The organism is Nocardia sp. CA-120079, assembly GCF_050955745.1.
In the GTDB taxonomy this organism is placed as follows: domain Bacteria; phylum Actinomycetota; class Actinomycetes; order Mycobacteriales; family Mycobacteriaceae; genus Nocardia.
In genome coordinates this window covers 7,890,068-7,906,998 of sequence record NZ_CP192088.1, presented here as the reverse complement: position 1 = coordinate 7,906,998, position 16,931 = coordinate 7,890,068, and the positions used below count along the sequence as shown (strand labels likewise).

The window sequence follows — 16,931 nt, the reverse complement described above, 5'->3', positions numbered from 1 at the left end:
TGATCATTATATATTGGTCACAATGTTGCCACTATCACTTGACCTGGGGTCATGTATCGGCAACGCTGTAACCACTATGAGTAGACGAGCCGCTGCCGATGACTACATCGACCCTGATTCGCGCTTCGCGATCGTCGATGGTCACAACATCCACTACAAGCGGGCCGGGGCGGGGCCTTCGGTGTTGCTTCTGCACGGCAGCGGCTCCTCGCTGCACTGCTTCGACCCGGTGGCCGCGGCGCTATCGTCGTCGTTCGATGTGATTCGCCCGGACCTGCCCGGCTTCGGCCTCACGGGTCCGCGCGCCGACCGGGACTACCGGATTCAGACATACGCCAAGACAGTCGCCGCCTTCCTGGACTCCATCGCGGTCTCCAAGGCGTCGGTGGTCGGCAATTCACTCGGCGGCAATATCGCCTGGAACTTCGCACTGGATTACCCGCAGCGGGTGGACCGACTGGTGTTGATCAATGCCACCGGCTATCCAGGCAAGTCGCTGCCCTTGGCGATGCGCCTGGCACGTAATCCGGCCGGTCGCGTGCTGATGCGCAAATTGTCGTCCAGGTCGGCCACCGCAAGCAATCTGCGCTCGGCGGTCGGGTCGCGCAAGTCGGTGGTGGACGACGCGATGGTCGACCGGGTATACGCGATGCTGACCAGGCCCGGCAACCAAGAGGCGTTCATCGACTTCTCCAACACCGAACAGATCGACCGCACCGCCGAGACTCCGGCCATCGCAGCACCCACGCTGGTGCTGCGCAGCGCGTCCATCGACGGCCAGTATTTCACTCGCGACATCCCCGGCAGCCTCGAACGGATTCACCCCAGCACTGGCCACCTGCTCCCCGACGAAGATCCGGAATGGGTGGCCAGCGCGCTACTGAACTTTTTGACCGCCGAGGCGAACTCGTCGAAGAAGGGAAAGTGATGAAGTACTTCGTGGTGCCCGGCGAGACCCGCCACTTGGACCAGGCCACACGTGCCGAGCTGCGCGGTGACTTCATCGAATGCAGTGACGGGATAACCCATTACGAGATGGCCGGGCCCGAGGGCGGCGAGATCGTCGTGTTCGCAGGCAGTCTGACCACGCCGCTGTTCTACTGGGATCAACTCGTCGGCGAGCTGCATTCGCGCGGGTTCCGTACCGTTACCTTCAGTGCCTACGGACGCGGCTATTCCGATCGGGTGCAGGCCGCCTACGATGAGGCCCTGTTCGTGCGGCAAATCGCCGACTTGACTCAGCGGCTGGATCTGGCCGAACCTTTCCACCTCGTCGGAGCTTCGATGGGTGCATTGGTGGCTATGGCTTTCGCTCAACAGCACACCGACCGCATCGCCACCTTTACGTTGGCTGGCCCCGCTGGACTGCAGCCCGCGCCCGCCTTCGCCCCCTTGCTGCGCCACGAGATGTTGGGCGCCTTTCTGGCAAAGAAGCTGGGTAGCAAAATGCTCGACCGGCACCTGTCGCACAATGTCCGGGATCCCCAGCAGTCCGCGACGCTCACGGCGATGGTGCGCGAGTGTTACCAGTTCGAAGGCTCGATCTACGCCTTGACTTCCACGATCGCCGACTTCCCGCTGGCCGGCCGTCAGGACCTCTATCGACAGACCGGGCGCCTGCCGTTTCCGAAGATGCTGCTGTGGGGCGACGAAGACGACGTGACCCCGATCACGAGCTTCGACGAGGTATCCGCGTTGTTCATGCCGACCCAGTCGCACATTGTCTCGCCATGCGGGCACATGGTGCCCTACGAGGAGCCAGCCCAGATGAGTCTGCTGTTCACCGCGTTTGTCGAAGCTGCCAAGAAAGAGTCCTCACGATGAAGACCAAGCCGAAGCCCGAACTGATCGACGTACTCGTCGTGGGTGCCGGTCCGACCGGCACCGCCTTGGCGATCGATCTGGCCCGCCGCGGGTTAGCGGTGCGGATCATCGACAAAGCCGCGAAGTCCTTCGACGGTTCGCGCGCCAAGGGAGTCCAGCCGCGCAGCCTGGAGGTACTCGAGGACTTGGGCATCCTCGACGACATCCTCGCCGCTGGAGCCACCTACCCGCCGTTGGGCGTCCACGCCGGTCCGGTGACTGTTCCCTGGCATATGGTTTCCCGCAACAAGGTGACATCCGATGTGCCGCACCCGAATACGTGGTTGATTCCCCAGTTCCGTACCGACGCCGCGCTGCGCGACGGGCTCTTGCGGATGGGCGTGGCCGTCGCAAAGAACTGTGAATTGGTCGGATTCGAGCAATACCCCAATGGTGTCGTGGCAACGGTCTCGGGTCCCGACGGTGTCGCCGAGATCTCCGCTCGCTACCTTGTCGGTGCCGACGGCGGTGCGAGCATGGTCCGCAAAACAGCGGGCATCGGGTTCGAAGGCAAGACCGACGAAGCCGACCGAATGATCATCGTCGATGCCGTGGTGGACGGTCTTTCCCGGGACCGCTGGCATGTGTGGCCGCGTCCGGGTGGTCGGTTCGTCGGTGCGTGCCCGCTACCGCATTCCGATCGGTTTCAGGTGATGATCCGTCTGCAGCCTGGTGAGGAGCCCGCTCTCGACGAGGCCGACCTCGATGCGCGCTTCCGTGCTCAGACCGGTGAGAAGGGCCTGCGCTTGACGCGAATCGGCTGGAAGTCGGTGTTTCGCCCCAACATTCGGCTGGCGGAACGGTACCGGTTGGACCGGGTATTCATCGCCGGTGATGCCGCTCATGTACATCCCCCGGCGGGTGCGCAAGGGCTCAACACCGGTCTGCAGGATGCCTACAACCTGGGCTGGAAACTCGGCCAGGTGCTCGCTGGTGCGCCGGACAGCTTGCTCGATACCTACGAGGCCGAGCGGCAGCCGATCGCGGCCGGGGTGTTGGGCTTGGCGACCAAAAAGTACGAGGGTCTGGCCAAACTGGACCCGTCGTCGATCAAGCGCGGTGATGACGAACGCCAGCTCGGCCTCCATTACCGCGGCGGCCCACTGGCGAAAACCGATGCCGAACGAACCGCGACGCTGCGAGTCGGCGACCGCGCACCGGATGCGAAACTGCTGAACGCGGCCAGGGGAGGGCAGCGCCTGTTCGATCTCTTTTGCGGACCGCATTTCACCGCAATCGCCTACGGCGCGGCGGCGGCCGAGGAACTGGCCGCGTTGCGGTGGCCGACAGCGGGCGCGGAACTGAGAAAGGTCGCTGTGAACGGCGGAGATCATGTCGACACCGACGTGGCGCTCGCCGACATCACCGGTTCTTTTGCCCGGATCTACGGTCTGACCGACTCCGCGCTCCTGTTGATCCGCCCCGACGGCTATATCGGCTCCATCGCGACTACCGAGATGACTCGGGTGACGCTGGCATATGCCGCTGCGATGACTCCAGCCGTCGTCGCCCCTGCCGTACCCAACGCCGGGAGGAAAGCGTGAATCCTCTGGGTGGAACGGCTACGTCGCGACCTGGCGAGCTGCGGATATCGAGTGCTCGAAGCAGATCGGATCGCCGTCAGCGCTGCTGAAGGCGTTTGTCAGTTTGGAAATGCGATGATGTGGCATCTGATGGTCGATTTCGGTATCGGTTCACCATTGCATTTCGTTGCCTCCTACGAGGCGGCCATAACGTTCGCGCGGGAGGCCATCGAAGGGGGCTGGGCTCGGGCCGTCGCGGTCGATGATCGAGTGGACCAGAGCTATCCGGCGATGCCGTGCCAATGTCTGTTTTCGCTGCCGACCGTGAATACGGCGGGCATGTTCTAGAGAAACGAGGTGCTGCCCCGGCGAATTGCCGCACCGGGGCAGCATTTCGGCTGTTTTGTCAATGCGAGCGTCGGCGGTGCTCGGCCAGACTGTCCAGCCCGAAATCCGAACGCGGATTACGCCAGACCGAATGTGCGTGGTTGGCGTTGCGCTGGGTGTTGTCGTACTCGATGAGCAGATCCGGGCCCTGGATGCGGTAGTAATGCGGGTCTCCCGCGCGCAGGCTGCCTGCCCATGCGAAGTGGATCTCGTCGAGTACGTTGTCGGCCGCATAGTGCGCGGCATGGGCCTCGGCGAGTGCGCTCGGTGCACGTCCGCTGTACAGCGCGATCAATTGCCGCAGAATGTGGCGCTGTCCCAGGTCGAGATCGCGCGCGGACAGGCCCGTGGGCGGAAGGTAGATGGCCATAGCCGCATGGTCGGCTTCGGTGTATCCGCTGCCTTCTTCGGCACGCCGGTCGATATCGTCGACCAGATGCCGCAGCGTCGGATCGCTGAAACTGCCGCGCCACAAATCCTGCATGTGCATCATCGTGTCGCCGTGTGCGATGGCCGGTCGGTTACCGGAGACGATGTCGGATATCGCGCTTTCGTGCAATAAGGCCACACGGTATCGGTCCGAGTCCAGCGACCGGGCCAATTGCCGTGCCGCCTCCTCCGGTCCACCCAGTGGCCGTAGCGCTTCACCGAGCAGTGCGGTACTGGCCGGATCGGCTCCGATGAAGCATGGGGTCGTCGAGACGACACGGCCTCCGACGACCAGGTTGTTCAGCGAGATGTGGTGGCCCCCGAAGCGCCATGCCCAGACCGGGTCACCGGGTCGGCCGAACAACCTGAGCCAGTACAGACCCGGATCCCGGCCTCGTTCGCGCCCCCAATGAACATGCCATCCTTCGACCTGATCGAGGACATTCTCCAAGCCCATCACCGTTGCGACCGTGGCATATCCGGCCTCCGACAGGCCCGATGCGACCAGTTGCATTGCCAAGCCTTGCTGGCGTGCGGTCTGGTCGCGAAGGGCGAGTCCACCGTGGTCGGTCGGGGTGTAGAACCATCGGAGCCGTTCGGCCTCGGCGTCCGGAACCAGTGGGGAGGCGAACTGTGCCTGAAGTCGCTGTTCGGGGGTCAGGGTCGCCAGCCACGCTGTCGCACGCTCGGCCATGTCGGCGGCGATCAGCTCGCGGACGGAAAGGTCGGTGACGTCATTCGGCGACATCGAGCATCACCTTGATGGCGTTGTCTCGTCGTTCGGCGTAGGTGTCGAAAGCCTCGGCGATGTTCTCGAGCGGAAAATGATGTGTCACCAGGTCGGCGGTGTGCAGTCGGCCGCGGGATGCCAGCGACAGGGCCCTGGCCACCGAGCCGGCGCCTTCGCCGCGGACGGTCTGGATCGAAATCCCGTTCATGACGGCGTGGTTGAGGTCGGCAGATACCGGCTGTTCGAAGAATCCGGCCAAAACGATCTTGCCGGAACGCTTGGCCATGTGGATCGCGTCGTCGACCGCACTCGCAGCGCCCGAGCACTCGACGACGACGTCGGCGCCGAGGCCGCCGGTGACTTCCCGGACAGCGGCGACAGCATCCTCGGTGCGGACATTGAACAGGTGATCGGCCCCGAACTGCTTTCCGATTTCCAGCCGCTCGGCGCGGGTGCCGGCAAGCGTCACAAGGTCCGCCCCTAGCTGGCAGGCTACCTGCACTGCCAACAGCCCGATGGGGCCGGGGCCGATCACCGCGACAGTGGCGCCGACCAGGAGCGAATCGAGCACGTCGTAGACGTGCATGACGGTGCCGGCGGTGGTCAGCATTACCGCCGAGTCGAAGTCGATGTGATCGGGCAGCCGATACAGCGTCGAGACGTGGTTGACGACATATTCGGCGAAGCCGCCGTTGACCGTCATGCCCAGTGTGCGATGGCCTTTGGTCGGGTTGCCGTAGTTCAAGCAGTCCGTATAGCAACCGGACAGGCAGTTGGCGCAGCGCATGCAACCCCGATGTGCCTCCGTGACGACACGATCGCCAACCGCGAATTCGTCGACGGCACTGCCGACGGCTGCCACGACGCCGGCGTATTCGTGGCCGGGAACGAATGTGCCCGGCGCCGGGCCTGCGCCACCGAAGAAGCGTCGGCTGCGGACCTTGAGGTCGGTGCCGCACAACGACGCTCGGTGTACTCGCACGAGAACGTCGTCCGGCCCCGGGCGGGGCACCGGCAAAGTTGTGGTCCCGATAATTCCCGGCTCGCCGATTACGGCCGCGAGCATAGTATCCGGAATAGACACAGCACCGCCTTTCGCTTGGCTATTGATGAATTATCAGGAGGCTACGTGAAAGAAATCTCCTTTGTCCAAGTGTCATTTTGCGCCGACCACGTAGCTCTCTGCGCCGACGACGTGCTGAACTGGGCGTATAAGTCTGTCCTATAGGCATCGTGGATTATTCCTATTGGGTGCGCTCTCCTCCATCATGTACGGTTCGGAGCATATGTGAATGCCGGATTCATGAAAACACCGGAATTTCATCGGGCCTGCGGTCGAGGAGTCAACGTTGGATCTTGGAATAGACAGCAGAACGGCATTGGTTCTGGGCGGAGGCGGCGGCCTCGGAGGTGCGATCGCGGAAAGGCTCGCGGGCGAGGGCGCCAATGTGGTCGTCGCGGATATCCATCTCGAAGCGGCCGAATCACGCCGTGACGCGATCGTTGCCGCGGGTGGCCGGGCCATGGCAGTGCGTTGGGATATCGCCGACCTCGATGTCATCGAAGGCAACGCCGCCGCGATCGAGCAGACCTTCGGACCGGTCGACATCTTGGTGAACAACACCGGCGGGCCCGCACCCGCACCGGTCCTCGGCCAGCCCGCTGCGTTGTGGCTCGACAATTTCCGTTCCATGGTGCTGTCTGTGATCGCTATCAGCGACAGACTCCTCCCCGGTATGCAGGCACGGGGGTGGGGGCGCGTCATCACCAGCACCAGTTCTGGGATCATCGCCCCTATTCCCAACCTCGGCATGTCCAACAGCCTTCGTGCCGCATTGCTCGGCTGGTCCAAGACACTGGCCCGTGAGGTGGCCGCGGACGGGGTCACCTGCAACGTCGTCGTGCCGGGACGCATCGGCACCCAGCGCGTCGAACGTCTCGACCAGATCAAGGCCGAGGCGCTGGGCAGAACCGTCGAACAGATCGCCGCCGACAGTGCGGCCACCATCCCGATCGGTCGCTACGGCGAACCGCACGAGTACGCGTCGACCGTGGCGTTCCTGGCCAGCACCACAGCGTCCTACATCACCGGCTCGGTGGTGCGCGTCGACGGCGGACTCATCCCCAGCCTCTGATCCCGAAACCTCCACAGCCACAAGGATTCCAACCATGGCCCTGCTCACCCGCGAGGCAAAGGGCGTGTTCGCCATTTCGCCCACACCATTCGACGAGGACGGCGCGGTGGACTTCGACTCACTGCGCCGACTCGTCGATTTCTACGAATCAGTCGGTGTCACCGGGATTACCCTGCTCGGCCAGATGGGCGAGGCACCGAAACTGTCCCACGACGAAGCAACAAGAATCGTGGGCCAAGTGCTGCAGTGGACCCGGCTGCCGGTGGTCGTCGGAGTGTCCGCCCCCGGTTACGCGGCGATGCGCGAACTCACCTCCGATGTCATGGCGGCAGGGGCGGCGGGTGTCATGGTCGCTCCGCCCAACACATTGCGCACCGACGACCAGATCGTCGGTTATTACGAGGGCGTCGCGGCCGCGCTCGGCGACTCGGTCCCCCTTGTCTTGCAGGATTACCCGTTGTCGTTCTCGGTTGTCATGAGCCCCAAGGTCGTCGCACGCATCGCCCGCGTAGTCCCCAGCTGTGTAATGCTGAAGCACGAGGACTGGCCCGGGCTGGAGAAGATCAGCGCATTACGCGACTTCGAAGCCGCCGGTGAAATGCCCCGTCTCTCGATTCTGTGCGGTAACGGTGGTCTCTTCCTCGATTTCGAGGTCGAGCGCGGGGCCGACGGCGCCATGACCGGATATTGTTTTCCGGAAATGTTGGTCGATGTGATCGGTCATGCCGCTGCGGGCCGCCTCGATGAAGGCCATGACATCTTCGACGCACACCTGCCGCTGTTGCGGTACGAACAGCAACCGGGTATTGGACTGGCCGTACGCAAGTACGTCATGAAGCGGCGCGGACTGCTCGCCTCCGATGCTCAGCGGGCGCCACGCGGCGTGCTGTCGAGCCGAGCGCGGTCCGAAATCGACTATCTGCTCGCCCGCCTCGGTCACCGGGATAGTCGAATGAAACTGGTCGCATGATTCAGGTACGTTTGCAATGGCCGTAGGCGGCGGTAATTTCGACTGATGCGACTGCGTCAACTCGAGTATTTTCTCGCCGTTTGGGAAAGCGGGTCTTTCAGCGCCGCCGCGGCACGGCTGTATGTCTCGCAGCCGTCACTGTCCCAGCAGATACGTTTGCTGGAGAAAGAGCTCGGCGCGATATTGCTCGAACGCGGACGACAAGGTCTTGCCCTCACACCCGCCGGACGCGTCTTCCTCCCCCAGGCCCAGCGAGTATTGCAGGCTGCTGAGGAAGCGGCGGCCGCGGTACATCAGGTCGTCGAGGGGCGAAGCGGTGACGTGCACGTGCTCACCGTGCGGTCGGTCGCCTCCGGGATACTGCCCCCGAGCGCGGTGCGGTGGCACGCGCTGTTTCCGACCGCTGTCCTTCGGGTGCACGACTTCTCGCATCGCCGTGCCCTCGAGGACGCCGTGCGCAGCGGACAGGGCGATATCGCGGTCGGCCCGCGGCCCGAACCGTGGGACGGACCGGTCGAATCACTCGGTTACGAGGAGATGGTGCTGGTCGGCCCGGCGGGACGAGACACGGGTTCCTCGGTGGGACCGGAGCAACTCGCCGCAGCCGATTGGATCCTTTACGAGCCCGAGCAGGGCATGAGTGAAATCGCCGACCGGATAGCCACCAGCCTCGGATTCACCCCTCGTGCCGTGGCGCGTACCGGGCAGGTGACCGCCGCTCTGCTGTTCGCGATGGAAGGCCTCGGTGTAGCACTTGTGCCCAATAATGTCGTGCCCGGCGGCTGGGTACAGCACACCAGACGGATCGGTCCGGGGGTCTACCGCGAGATCGTCGCCTACAGTCGCAGCGCGCCGACCCAACTGGCGCAACGGTATCGAGACCTCCTCGTCACCCTCGAGCTTCCACTCACAGCGGCGGGGGACCTACCGGCAGATGCGCTGCGCTGTTAGTGTCCCCGGCCGAGTCAACTGGACGTAAGTAGGTCGGTGCTATCGGTTCCCCGGTGGACGCGGATGAGGAGGCCCCGAAGCTCGAGCTCGACCTCGGGGCGGACGATGCCGAACGGCGGTGCGATGCCATAGGCGGACAGGTCGATTCGCGCTGTCGTCGCGGCGACGACTTCGGGGCCGTCCGGTGTTAGTTCGACATCGAGCTGCATTTCGGTCGTGACGTCGCGAATGGTCAGCTTGCCGGCCACCTCGAGTCGCGCCGGGCCGCGACTGATGGCGTCGCCATGGAACGAAATCACCGGGTGCTTTCGGACGTGCAGAAAGTCGGGCGCGCTCAGATGGCGGTCTCGTAATCCGATACCGGTCGCGACGCTAGCAGCGTGAAGTTCCAGCAGCACCATGGCTGTTCCATTCTGGCCCCAGGTCAACGAGCCGGATGCTCGACGAAAGCGGCCGGATACCGGGAGGAGCCCCCAGAGCCCACGGGCGAAGAACCTGATGTCCGCGGTTGCGGGATCGAGTTTCCAGACACCGGTTCGGTCGACGGTGGTGTGTGCCTGCGAGGGCCAAGACGATTCGTTCGATATCTGCTGCGCCAACGTCTGCACAGTGCTGTCGAGCGCAGTCGACGAGGGATTTGCGCACACATAGTGGTCCGGACGGAGTACGACGAATGGTTGCCGCCTGAAGTATGGACGGGCCAGCTCATGGAGGTCTTCGAGGATCTGGGTCGGGGCGCCCCGATGGACTGGGCGCTGCCCCGGTGAGGTCAGCGTTACGTAGGTCGCGCCCAAGACGTCTTCGGCGATGTGGCGGCCGTGTGTGCTCAGCGCTTTGCGCGGATCGGCATCCCAGCCGATGAGGCGCCAGCCAGAGCCCGAGACGTCATCGAGTCGATGCTCCGCTCCACTGAACGTCCGCACGAGCGGTTGGGGAAACAGGCGGCCAACCGGCGAGCGCAGCGATGGGCGCGCCAACAGCAAACCGCGTCGGTACCGGGCTGGCGGGCGCCAACGGCCTTGGCGAACGTGTTCCCGCAACGGCGGTACCCGCAGCAGCGTCACACCCACCGCGTCGCGAATCGCCACCGCCCACCGCGATTGCATGGTGACCAGACGGCCGACCCGGACCGACATCGCGGTTATCGCGTCGGCGTGCGGACGGCGCTCGGCCTCGTAGGAGTCGAGGATCCGCAGCGGCGCACCGGCATTCACCACGGCCGCGATTTTCCAGGTCAGGTTGGTGACATCCCGGATTCCCGAATTCAGACCCTGGCCGATCATCGGAGGCATCAGATGGGCGGCGTCGCCACACAGCAAAACCCTTCCGACCCGCCAGCGCTCGGCGCTCTGGGCTCGGAAAGTGTAGATGAGATGGCGCAAGATCTCCGCGGTGTCGGGATCCGCAACCTCAGCGATCAGCCGTCGCGCAGCCCGTGGGGTAAGGATCTCGTCGTGGTCCTCCCACGGCATTACCTTGCGTTCCCAGCGGTGCCCACCAGCGGCGAGTCGGCCGGTCAGACTGGGCGCCGCCGGGTCCAGCGTCATCTGAAAATACGGAAGATGGGTGACCGGTTCCGGCAGCTTCGCGTCGAGGATGAGCCACGTATCGGTGTACGTGGATCCGACGAGCTGGACGCCGATCGCTTCGCGGGTCGCACTATTGGCACCATCGCAGCCGACGACGAGGCGTGCGCGCGCGTTGCCGGTCCCGCCGTTGACGTCACGAAACGTGAGTTCGACGCTTTCGTCGTCCTGGGTCAACCCGGTGAGCCGGTGCCCCAGTCGGATATCGACCTCCGGGTACTCCGCGAGGGCCGCCCGAAGTTGCGTATCCAGCAACGGCTGGTAGATCGCCGATATCCACGGATGCCCCTGCGGTTTCTCCGTCGGCAGCGTCGTCGCGACAACCTTGCCGCGAGCCGACACCCACTGGGCACCGGCCCCGAGGAGCATGTCGGGAACCGTGCGCTCGTACACTCCCGCTTTCTGAAGCGTGCGCAGCGCTTCTCCGTCGAGAACACCGACACGCGGATGGGGGTACACGTCGCCCTCGCGCTCGAGCGCCAATACCGTCAACCCTGCACGTGCCAGCAGCAGCGCCGCCAACTCTCCGACCGGACCCAGGCCGATCACGGCAACGTCGAACGTCATGACAGGTGTCGGCAACCGGTGAAAAGGATGTCGGTCGCTCGGGAACGGCTGATGAGGCCGGAGGCCGAACGTTCGAGTTCTTGTAGTACTGCTTCGACGTCGACGTCGAGTAGGTGCCCGTCGCGCTTGACGATGCGCCCGTCCACGATCACGGTGTCGACGTTGCTGGTGTCCATGTGCTGGACAATGGCGCCGGCCGCGTGATTCACCGGACCGGCGTTGAGGGTGCGGGCGTTGAGCGTGATGACGTCTGCCCGTTTGCCTGGGGTGAGAGAACCGACGAGGTGGTCGAGATGAGCCCCCTGGGCTCCGCCGAGTGTTGCCATACGGAGGATGTCGCGCACCGAAATCGGCTGCACCGTAGGTGAGTCATTCTGCATCGCCGTTTGGATGCGACTGCGCTGCCAGTAGAAGGCCGCCCGCATCTGGGAGAAGAAGTCCACGGGTGCGATGCCCACGGTGTCGGTGCCGAAACTCGTCGGAACGCCATGTTCGAGGGCCGTCTGCAAGGCCGGTTGGCCCATGGTGAGCGATTGCTCGGCACTGGTCGAGATCGATACCTTGCCGCCGGTCCGCTCGATGGCTCGCCATGCGGGGTCCCCGATACCGAGGCAGTGGATGTAGGTGATCCAGGGACCGAGCAGTCCTTCCTTCTCGAACTCCTCTAGCACATAACCCCAGCTCGCTTCGTTGACGTGCGCGAACACGGGCAGAGCGAGGTCGCGGGCCAGCGCGAACAAATCCTCATCGATGTGATAGCCCAGTGCCAGGCGGACGAGTGTTCCGTCGTCGACCGCACCGGCCTTATCGATGAGGCGATGGATGTCCTCGGGATGGGCATAGGACGGGTCCGGCTCGTGATCGCCGAGCGAAGGCGAGAAGCTGAAGACGCACCGAATGCCGGATCGGCGGATTCCTTCGAGCGCGGCGTCGGTGTGTTCGGGGGTGTATGAGCATTGTGATGTGTCGACGACGGTCGTGGTGCCCGCGGCCAGGTTCTCCAGTGCTCCGCCGAATTGTCCCCAGTAGACGTCCTCGGGCGTGTACTGGTGGAACAGTGCGTCGGCCCCCGTCCGGGATTGCATGAAATAGTCCAGATCTGTCGCATCGGCCCAGTACGAGCGCAAGGCGGTCTGGAACATGTGGTGGTGGGAGTTCACGAAGCCGGGAAGCACGATTTTGCCCGCACAATCGAGCACCTGGGCATCGGCCTGTAAATCCTGACCCACCTCGACGATCTTGCCGTCCTCGATAAGCACATCGCCGCGTTCATGATCACCCAGTGTTTCGTCCATAGTGAGGACGATTCCGCCGCGAAGCAGCAAGCGACCGTCAGAATTCATGAACGCCTCCAATCGGAACCTGGGGTGAGGTGTAGAGCACATCCACCATAATGGACACAGTGTTGCCGTTATTATGCCCGCTGTCAATGGTGGAAGAGCCGGAAGCGGGTGACGGCGATCTGCACCTCTATAGGCGTTGCCTATGCGTATCTCGCGCTTCTGGTCTTGGACTTGCCGACTACGGGGCCAACACAATCAAGGACCAACTGGTGTTCTGCTCGAACTGAAAGGCTGCAGATGCCCTCTGAGACAATGTTGGCTGCCGTACTCGGCGAGCCGGGGACGATCGCAACCACGCGGTTGCCTGTGCCCGAGGTGGGACCGGACGACGTCCTGGTCCGCGTCCGCCGGGCGTCGCTGTGCGGTTCGGACCTAAAAATTCGCAGTCACAAGTTCTTCGGCGGTGGCGGGCCGCCTGCTGAAAACTTTGTCCCCGGCCACGAGTACGCGGGTGTGGTGGCTGCGGTGGGCGGCAATGTCGACGAGTTCTCGGTCGGTGATCGGGTCGTGGCCGAGGCCCATCGAGGTTGTATGCGATGCGTCAATTGCCTGGCGGGTTCATATACCGATTGCCTGAATTCCGGGAAGCGGGAAAAGGGGCACAGGTCGCAGGGGATGACGGTCGACGGCGGCTTCGCCGAATATGTGAACAACCATGTGTCCACGCTGCATCTGCTTCCGGCTTCGGTGGATTTCGATGCGGCGGTAGTTCTCACCACCGTCGGCTCGGTCATGCACGCGTTCGATGTTCTCGGTTCTCTCATTGTCGGCGCGAGTGTCGCCGTGATCGGTCCCGGGCCCATCGGGCTGCTTGCTGTTCAGGTCGCACGCCAACTCGGCGCTGACAAGGTGGCTCTGGTGGGCACCAGGGCAAGCCGGTTGAAACTCGGTGAGCAGTTCGGCGCCGACCTGGTGCTCAATTCGCGCGCGGAGGACGCCGTTGCCGCGGTACGCGACCACACCGGCGGGTTCGGCGCCGATATCGTCCTCGAGTGTTCGGGTGCCGGGCCCGCAGTGGATCAGGCGATCCATATGGCCAAGCGGTCCGGCAAAGTCGTGCTCGTCGGCTTTTTCGCGGAGCCGGTGCTGGCCGACCTCAACCATGCCGTTATGAACGGAATCTCACTGCAAACCGTGCGTGGCGAAGGGACGGGCTCGGTGGCACGAGCCGTTTCCCTGGCAGGCCAGGGAAGGCTGAATACCGACGCACTCGTGACACACCATTTCCCACTGGAGGACATCGGTGAAGCATTCGACACCTATGCCGAACGCAGAGGTGATGCCATCAAGGTGATGCTCGACATATCCGACGACGCGGAAGCGACCCATGGTCGGTAGCGTCCAGGATCCGGTGACGTCGAGTGTCGTGACCGACCCGAGGCAGGCAGTGGCCGCCGCGATGGAGGGCGCGGCCACCGCATGGTTGGCTGCGCTGGCCGCCGATCAGCGTGGCGACGCGCTGTTCGATTCCCCGCTGCTGCCCGATGCCGACGCGGAGCGAGTGCGGTGGTACTACACGCCGACCGACCATGGCGGGCTGGCGTTGCGTCACCAGTCGGCGCACCAGCAGAGCTTGGCGATGCAACTGGTGGCGTCGGGACTGTCGCGGGCCGGGTATGCCACCGTCTCGACTGTTGTCGGTCTGGAGAACGTCCTGGACCAGGTTGAAGGCTGGACGGCTCGCTGGGCGCGGGAAAGGGGGCGCGATCCCGGGTTGTACTGGATCAGGGTTTTCGGCGTGCCGGGCGGCCCGGTGTGGGGTTGGCGCTTCGGCGGTCACCACATTTCGCTGAACAACCTGATCGTCGACGGTCGCCTGGTATCGACGACCCCGTGCTTCATCGGCGCCGATCCGGCGAGCACATTATTGCTGGGTGGAGCGCCGCTTCGCCCGCTCGGCGGGATCGAGGATGTCGCACGGAACCTGGTCAGGTCCTTCACCGCGGAACAGCGCAAACATGCATTGCTGCACGAGTCCGCGATATCGGACATCGTTTCCGGCAACCGAGCCCGTGTGACACACGGCGACACCATGATGCATATGCAGGATCTATGGCGCGGCCAATTCGAGGACCCCGCGCTGAACAAGCTTGTCGATGACATCGACGAGCGCGCGGAACAGGCCAGCGGCTACACCGAAGCCGATCACGCCGCCCTGGCGATTACCGTGCCGCCCAAGGGGATCTGCGCGCGAGACCTCGATTCCACGCAGCGTGCCGACCTCCGGCGACTGATCGCGTTGTATACCGGCCGGGTCGCGACCGCAATGACAGAGCTGCATTTCGCGCGTTATGCAACCGACGCGGTACTCGACGTGACCTGGTTCGGCTGGGCGGGTGGCATGGCACCGGATGATCCCCATTACTACCGGATACAAGGCCCTGACCTGTTGATCGAATACGACAACACACAGCGTCAGGCGAATCACGCGCATGCCATATGGCGGGATCTGTCCGCGGACTTCGGCTTCGACACCCTTGCCGAACATCGGAAACATCACTCCCATTGAGAGGCCGCTCCTGGCCCGGAAATGAGCACAATGACGAATGATTCGACGAACGGCGCGACTGGATTCGCCGAGCGGTTGCGGTCCAAGCGGCGGACCATCGGCTACTGGGTGGTATGCGACAACCCGGTGGCCACCGAGCGGATCGCCATGTCCGGCTATGACTTCGTCTGCCTCGACGCCCAGCACGGCCTGCTCGAATACCGGGGCCTGCTGGCAGGTATCACCGCGATCGACGCAGCGGGTACGGCTGCGCTCGTCCGGGTGCAGGCCAATGATCAGTTCTGGATCTCCCAGGCGCTCGACGCGGGTGCTCGCGGCGTCATTGTTCCGATGGTCGATACGGCGGCTGAGGCCGCAGCGGCGGTGGCGGCCTGTCGCTTTCCGCCGGTAGGTGTCCGTAGTAACGGGGCACTGCGTGCAGGGCTGCGAATCGGGCCGTCACCGGCCGAGGCCAACGCCGAGATCGCCTGCGTGGTGATGATCGAGACCGCGTCCGGGCTCCGCAATGTCGACGAGATCGCATCGGTTCCCGGAGTCGACGCCATCTACATCGGACCATCGGATTTGCGCCTGTCGCTCGGCGGCACCAGTGCCACCGACCCCACGGTCGACGCCGAGTTCGACGAGGCCGTCCGCACTGTGCTGAAGGCGGCCCAAGCGGCGGGCAAAGCCGTGGGCATGCATTGTCCGGACGGCGCCACCGCCGCCCGCCAGCTCGCCGAAGGCTTCGACTGGGTCAGTATCGCCAACGATCTGGTGCATCTGGAAAAGACTGCCAAAAGCCATCTCGCACAGCTGTCCAACGGCTCCGACTAGCCGATCCGCGCACGTTCCAGCTCCGAGACGCAGGCCCCATGGACAACGCCGATGCGGGCTCGTAGCGTGCGCAATCGTGAACCTACGACGGCTTCAATATTTCGTCGCGGTGTGTGAGCTGGAGTCGTTCACCACGGCGGCCGAGCGCTTGTTCATCGCTCAACCTTCACTTTCCCAGCAGATAAAGCGTCTGGAAACAGAACTGAAGGTCCCGCTGCTCGACCGCACGCCGCAGGGCATTCGGCCCACTCCCGCGGGTCGGGCCCTGCTCCCCGTGGCACGAGATATTCTCGCCGCCGTCGAGAGGGCCGAACACGCAGTTGATGATGCGCGGACCGGTCAACGAGGCGATCTGGAGGTGCTCACCGTCCGATCGGTGGCCAACGGCATCCTTCCCGTGGGGATCACCGTCTGGCACGAAAGGTTTCCCGAGGTCGTGCTAGAGATCAAGGATTACCCGCATGCCAAAGCGATGGAGGCCGCGTTCCGGGACGGTGAAGGCGATCTGGCGATCGGTCCTCGAACGGGTTTCTCCGGCGCCGAGGTAGGCACCATCGGGTTCGAAGAACTGGTCCTTGTCGCCGGTCCCGACAGTGGTGTATCGACCGACGCGCCGCTGTCACTGGCGGATCTGAAGGGCCACCAGTGGGTGCTGTTCGACAAGGAGGACGGACTGACGCGGGTCATCAGAACACTCTGCGCCGCAGCCGGATTCGAACCGGTCGCCGCGGTCTGGACCGCGCAGGTCCAGGCCGCATTGGAGCTGGCATCCGGCGGTGTGGCGGTTACGCTGGTCCCCGACAATGCGGTACGCGGGGAATATCGTCGCTTCGCCCGGTCGTTGACACCGCCGATCTACCGCGAAATCTGCGCGTACTCCCGACCCGGTTCTCGATATCTGTCCGATGTCTACGTCGACATCCTCTGCCGTGCCCAGTCGCAACTGTTGGCGCGAGCCGATCTCCCGCAGTCCTGCTCGCTCACCTGAGTCGAGCGTTTTACGGGCGCGACAGGCTGTCCGAATCAACGCACCAGCGGTCACCCAGGCTTCGTGTGGCCGCTGGTCTCACCGGTGTGTCGGGTTCGCGTTCGTCCTGCGCGGCCCTGGCCCGTGCGGCGACC

General features: G+C 64.1%; 15 protein-coding genes. 11 read left to right on the top strand and 4 right to left on the bottom strand.

Translation table 11 applies throughout. From position 1 onward, the window contains the following. Positions 1-76 precede the first annotated feature (76 nt). Genes ACQPYR_RS36035 through ACQPYR_RS36020 form a run of 4 tightly spaced genes read left to right on the top strand, consistent with a single transcriptional unit; the run spans position 77 to position 3,734 of the window. On the top strand, positions 77-928 hold the full coding sequence (locus ACQPYR_RS36035) for an alpha/beta fold hydrolase (protein ID WP_433623544.1): 852 nt from the start codon (positions 77-79) through the stop codon (positions 926-928). Continuing rightward, on the top strand, positions 928-1,824 hold the full coding sequence (locus ACQPYR_RS36030) for an alpha/beta fold hydrolase (protein ID WP_433623542.1): 897 nt from the start codon (positions 928-930) through the stop codon (positions 1,822-1,824). The genes ACQPYR_RS36035 and ACQPYR_RS36030 overlap by 1 nt, the downstream gene beginning before the upstream one ends. Continuing rightward, positions 1,821-3,407 carry an FAD-dependent oxidoreductase gene (locus tag ACQPYR_RS36025; RefSeq protein WP_433623540.1) on the top strand — a complete coding sequence of 529 codons (1,587 nt, stop codon included), beginning with the start codon at positions 1,821-1,823 and terminating at the stop codon, positions 3,405-3,407. The genes ACQPYR_RS36030 and ACQPYR_RS36025 overlap by 4 nt, the downstream gene beginning before the upstream one ends. A gap of 51 nt (positions 3,408-3,458) precedes the next feature. Next, entirely contained in the window at positions 3,459-3,734 is a 276-nt protein-coding gene (locus ACQPYR_RS36020) for a hypothetical protein (protein ID WP_433623538.1), read from the top strand. A 58-nt stretch (positions 3,735-3,792) separates the two neighbouring features. On the opposite strand, the gene ACQPYR_RS36015 is transcribed toward ACQPYR_RS36020, so the two are convergent. Together ACQPYR_RS36015 and ACQPYR_RS36010 are read right to left on the bottom strand one after the other, a co-directional pair. Further along, positions 3,793-4,950 carry a DUF3500 domain-containing protein gene (locus ACQPYR_RS36015; RefSeq protein WP_433623536.1) on the bottom strand — a complete coding sequence of 386 codons (1,158 nt, stop codon included), beginning with the start codon at positions 4,948-4,950 and terminating at the stop codon, positions 3,793-3,795. Next, complete coding sequence (locus ACQPYR_RS36010) at positions 4,937-6,016, bottom strand: zinc-dependent alcohol dehydrogenase (protein ID WP_433623534.1); 1,080 nt, start codon at positions 6,014-6,016, stop codon at positions 4,937-4,939. The genes ACQPYR_RS36015 and ACQPYR_RS36010 overlap by 14 nt, the downstream gene beginning before the upstream one ends. Before the next feature lie 265 nt (positions 6,017-6,281). Between ACQPYR_RS36010 and ACQPYR_RS36005 the strand changes: the two genes are divergently transcribed. Genes ACQPYR_RS36005 through ACQPYR_RS35995 form a run of 3 tightly spaced genes read left to right on the top strand, consistent with a single transcriptional unit; the run spans position 6,282 to position 8,988 of the window. Beyond that, on the top strand, positions 6,282-7,067 hold the full coding sequence (locus ACQPYR_RS36005; protein WP_433623532.1) for an SDR family oxidoreductase: 786 nt from the start codon (positions 6,282-6,284) through the stop codon (positions 7,065-7,067). 34 nt (positions 7,068-7,101) lie between these two features. Beyond that, entirely contained in the window at positions 7,102-8,037 is a 936-nt protein-coding gene (locus ACQPYR_RS36000) for a dihydrodipicolinate synthase family protein (protein ID WP_433623530.1), read from the top strand. 45 nt (positions 8,038-8,082) lie between these two features. Beyond that, complete coding sequence (locus ACQPYR_RS35995) at positions 8,083-8,988, top strand: LysR family transcriptional regulator (protein ID WP_433623528.1); 906 nt, start codon at positions 8,083-8,085, stop codon at positions 8,986-8,988. A 14-nt stretch (positions 8,989-9,002) separates the two neighbouring features. On the opposite strand, the gene ACQPYR_RS35990 is transcribed toward ACQPYR_RS35995, so the two are convergent. Both ACQPYR_RS35990 and ACQPYR_RS35985 read right to left on the bottom strand, forming a co-directional pair. Beyond that, on the bottom strand, positions 9,003-11,141 hold the full coding sequence (locus tag ACQPYR_RS35990) for a bifunctional 3-(3-hydroxy-phenyl)propionate/3-hydroxycinnamic acid hydroxylase (RefSeq protein ID WP_433623526.1): 2,139 nt from the start codon (positions 11,139-11,141) through the stop codon (positions 9,003-9,005). Further along, positions 11,138-12,484 (bottom strand): amidohydrolase family protein, encoded by a 1,347-nt coding sequence (locus ACQPYR_RS35985; RefSeq protein WP_433623524.1) that lies wholly within the window; start codon positions 12,482-12,484, stop codon positions 11,138-11,140. The genes ACQPYR_RS35990 and ACQPYR_RS35985 overlap by 4 nt, the downstream gene beginning before the upstream one ends. 237 nt (positions 12,485-12,721) lie before the next feature. On the opposite strand from ACQPYR_RS35985, the gene ACQPYR_RS35980 reads away from it, so the two are divergent. The 4 genes from ACQPYR_RS35980 (at position 12,722) to ACQPYR_RS35965 (ending at position 16,797) form a co-directional block, all read left to right on the top strand. Beyond that, positions 12,722-13,822, top strand: coding sequence for a zinc-dependent alcohol dehydrogenase (locus tag ACQPYR_RS35980; protein WP_433623522.1), 1,101 nt, complete (start codon positions 12,722-12,724; stop codon positions 13,820-13,822). Further along, a complete protein-coding gene (locus ACQPYR_RS35975; protein ID WP_433623520.1) occupies positions 13,812-14,993 on the top strand; it encodes a DUF3500 domain-containing protein in 1,182 nt (393 codons plus the stop codon). Before ACQPYR_RS35980 ends, ACQPYR_RS35975 begins: the two co-directional genes overlap by 11 nt. 30 nt (positions 14,994-15,023) lie before the next feature. Continuing rightward, entirely contained in the window at positions 15,024-15,809 is a 786-nt protein-coding gene (locus tag ACQPYR_RS35970) for an HpcH/HpaI aldolase family protein (protein WP_433623518.1), read from the top strand. Positions 15,810-15,885: 76 nt separating this feature from the next. Continuing rightward, positions 15,886-16,797, top strand: a complete 912-nt coding sequence (locus ACQPYR_RS35965) for a LysR family transcriptional regulator (protein WP_433623516.1) — start codon at positions 15,886-15,888, stop codon at positions 16,795-16,797. Positions 16,798-16,931 lie beyond the last annotated feature (134 nt).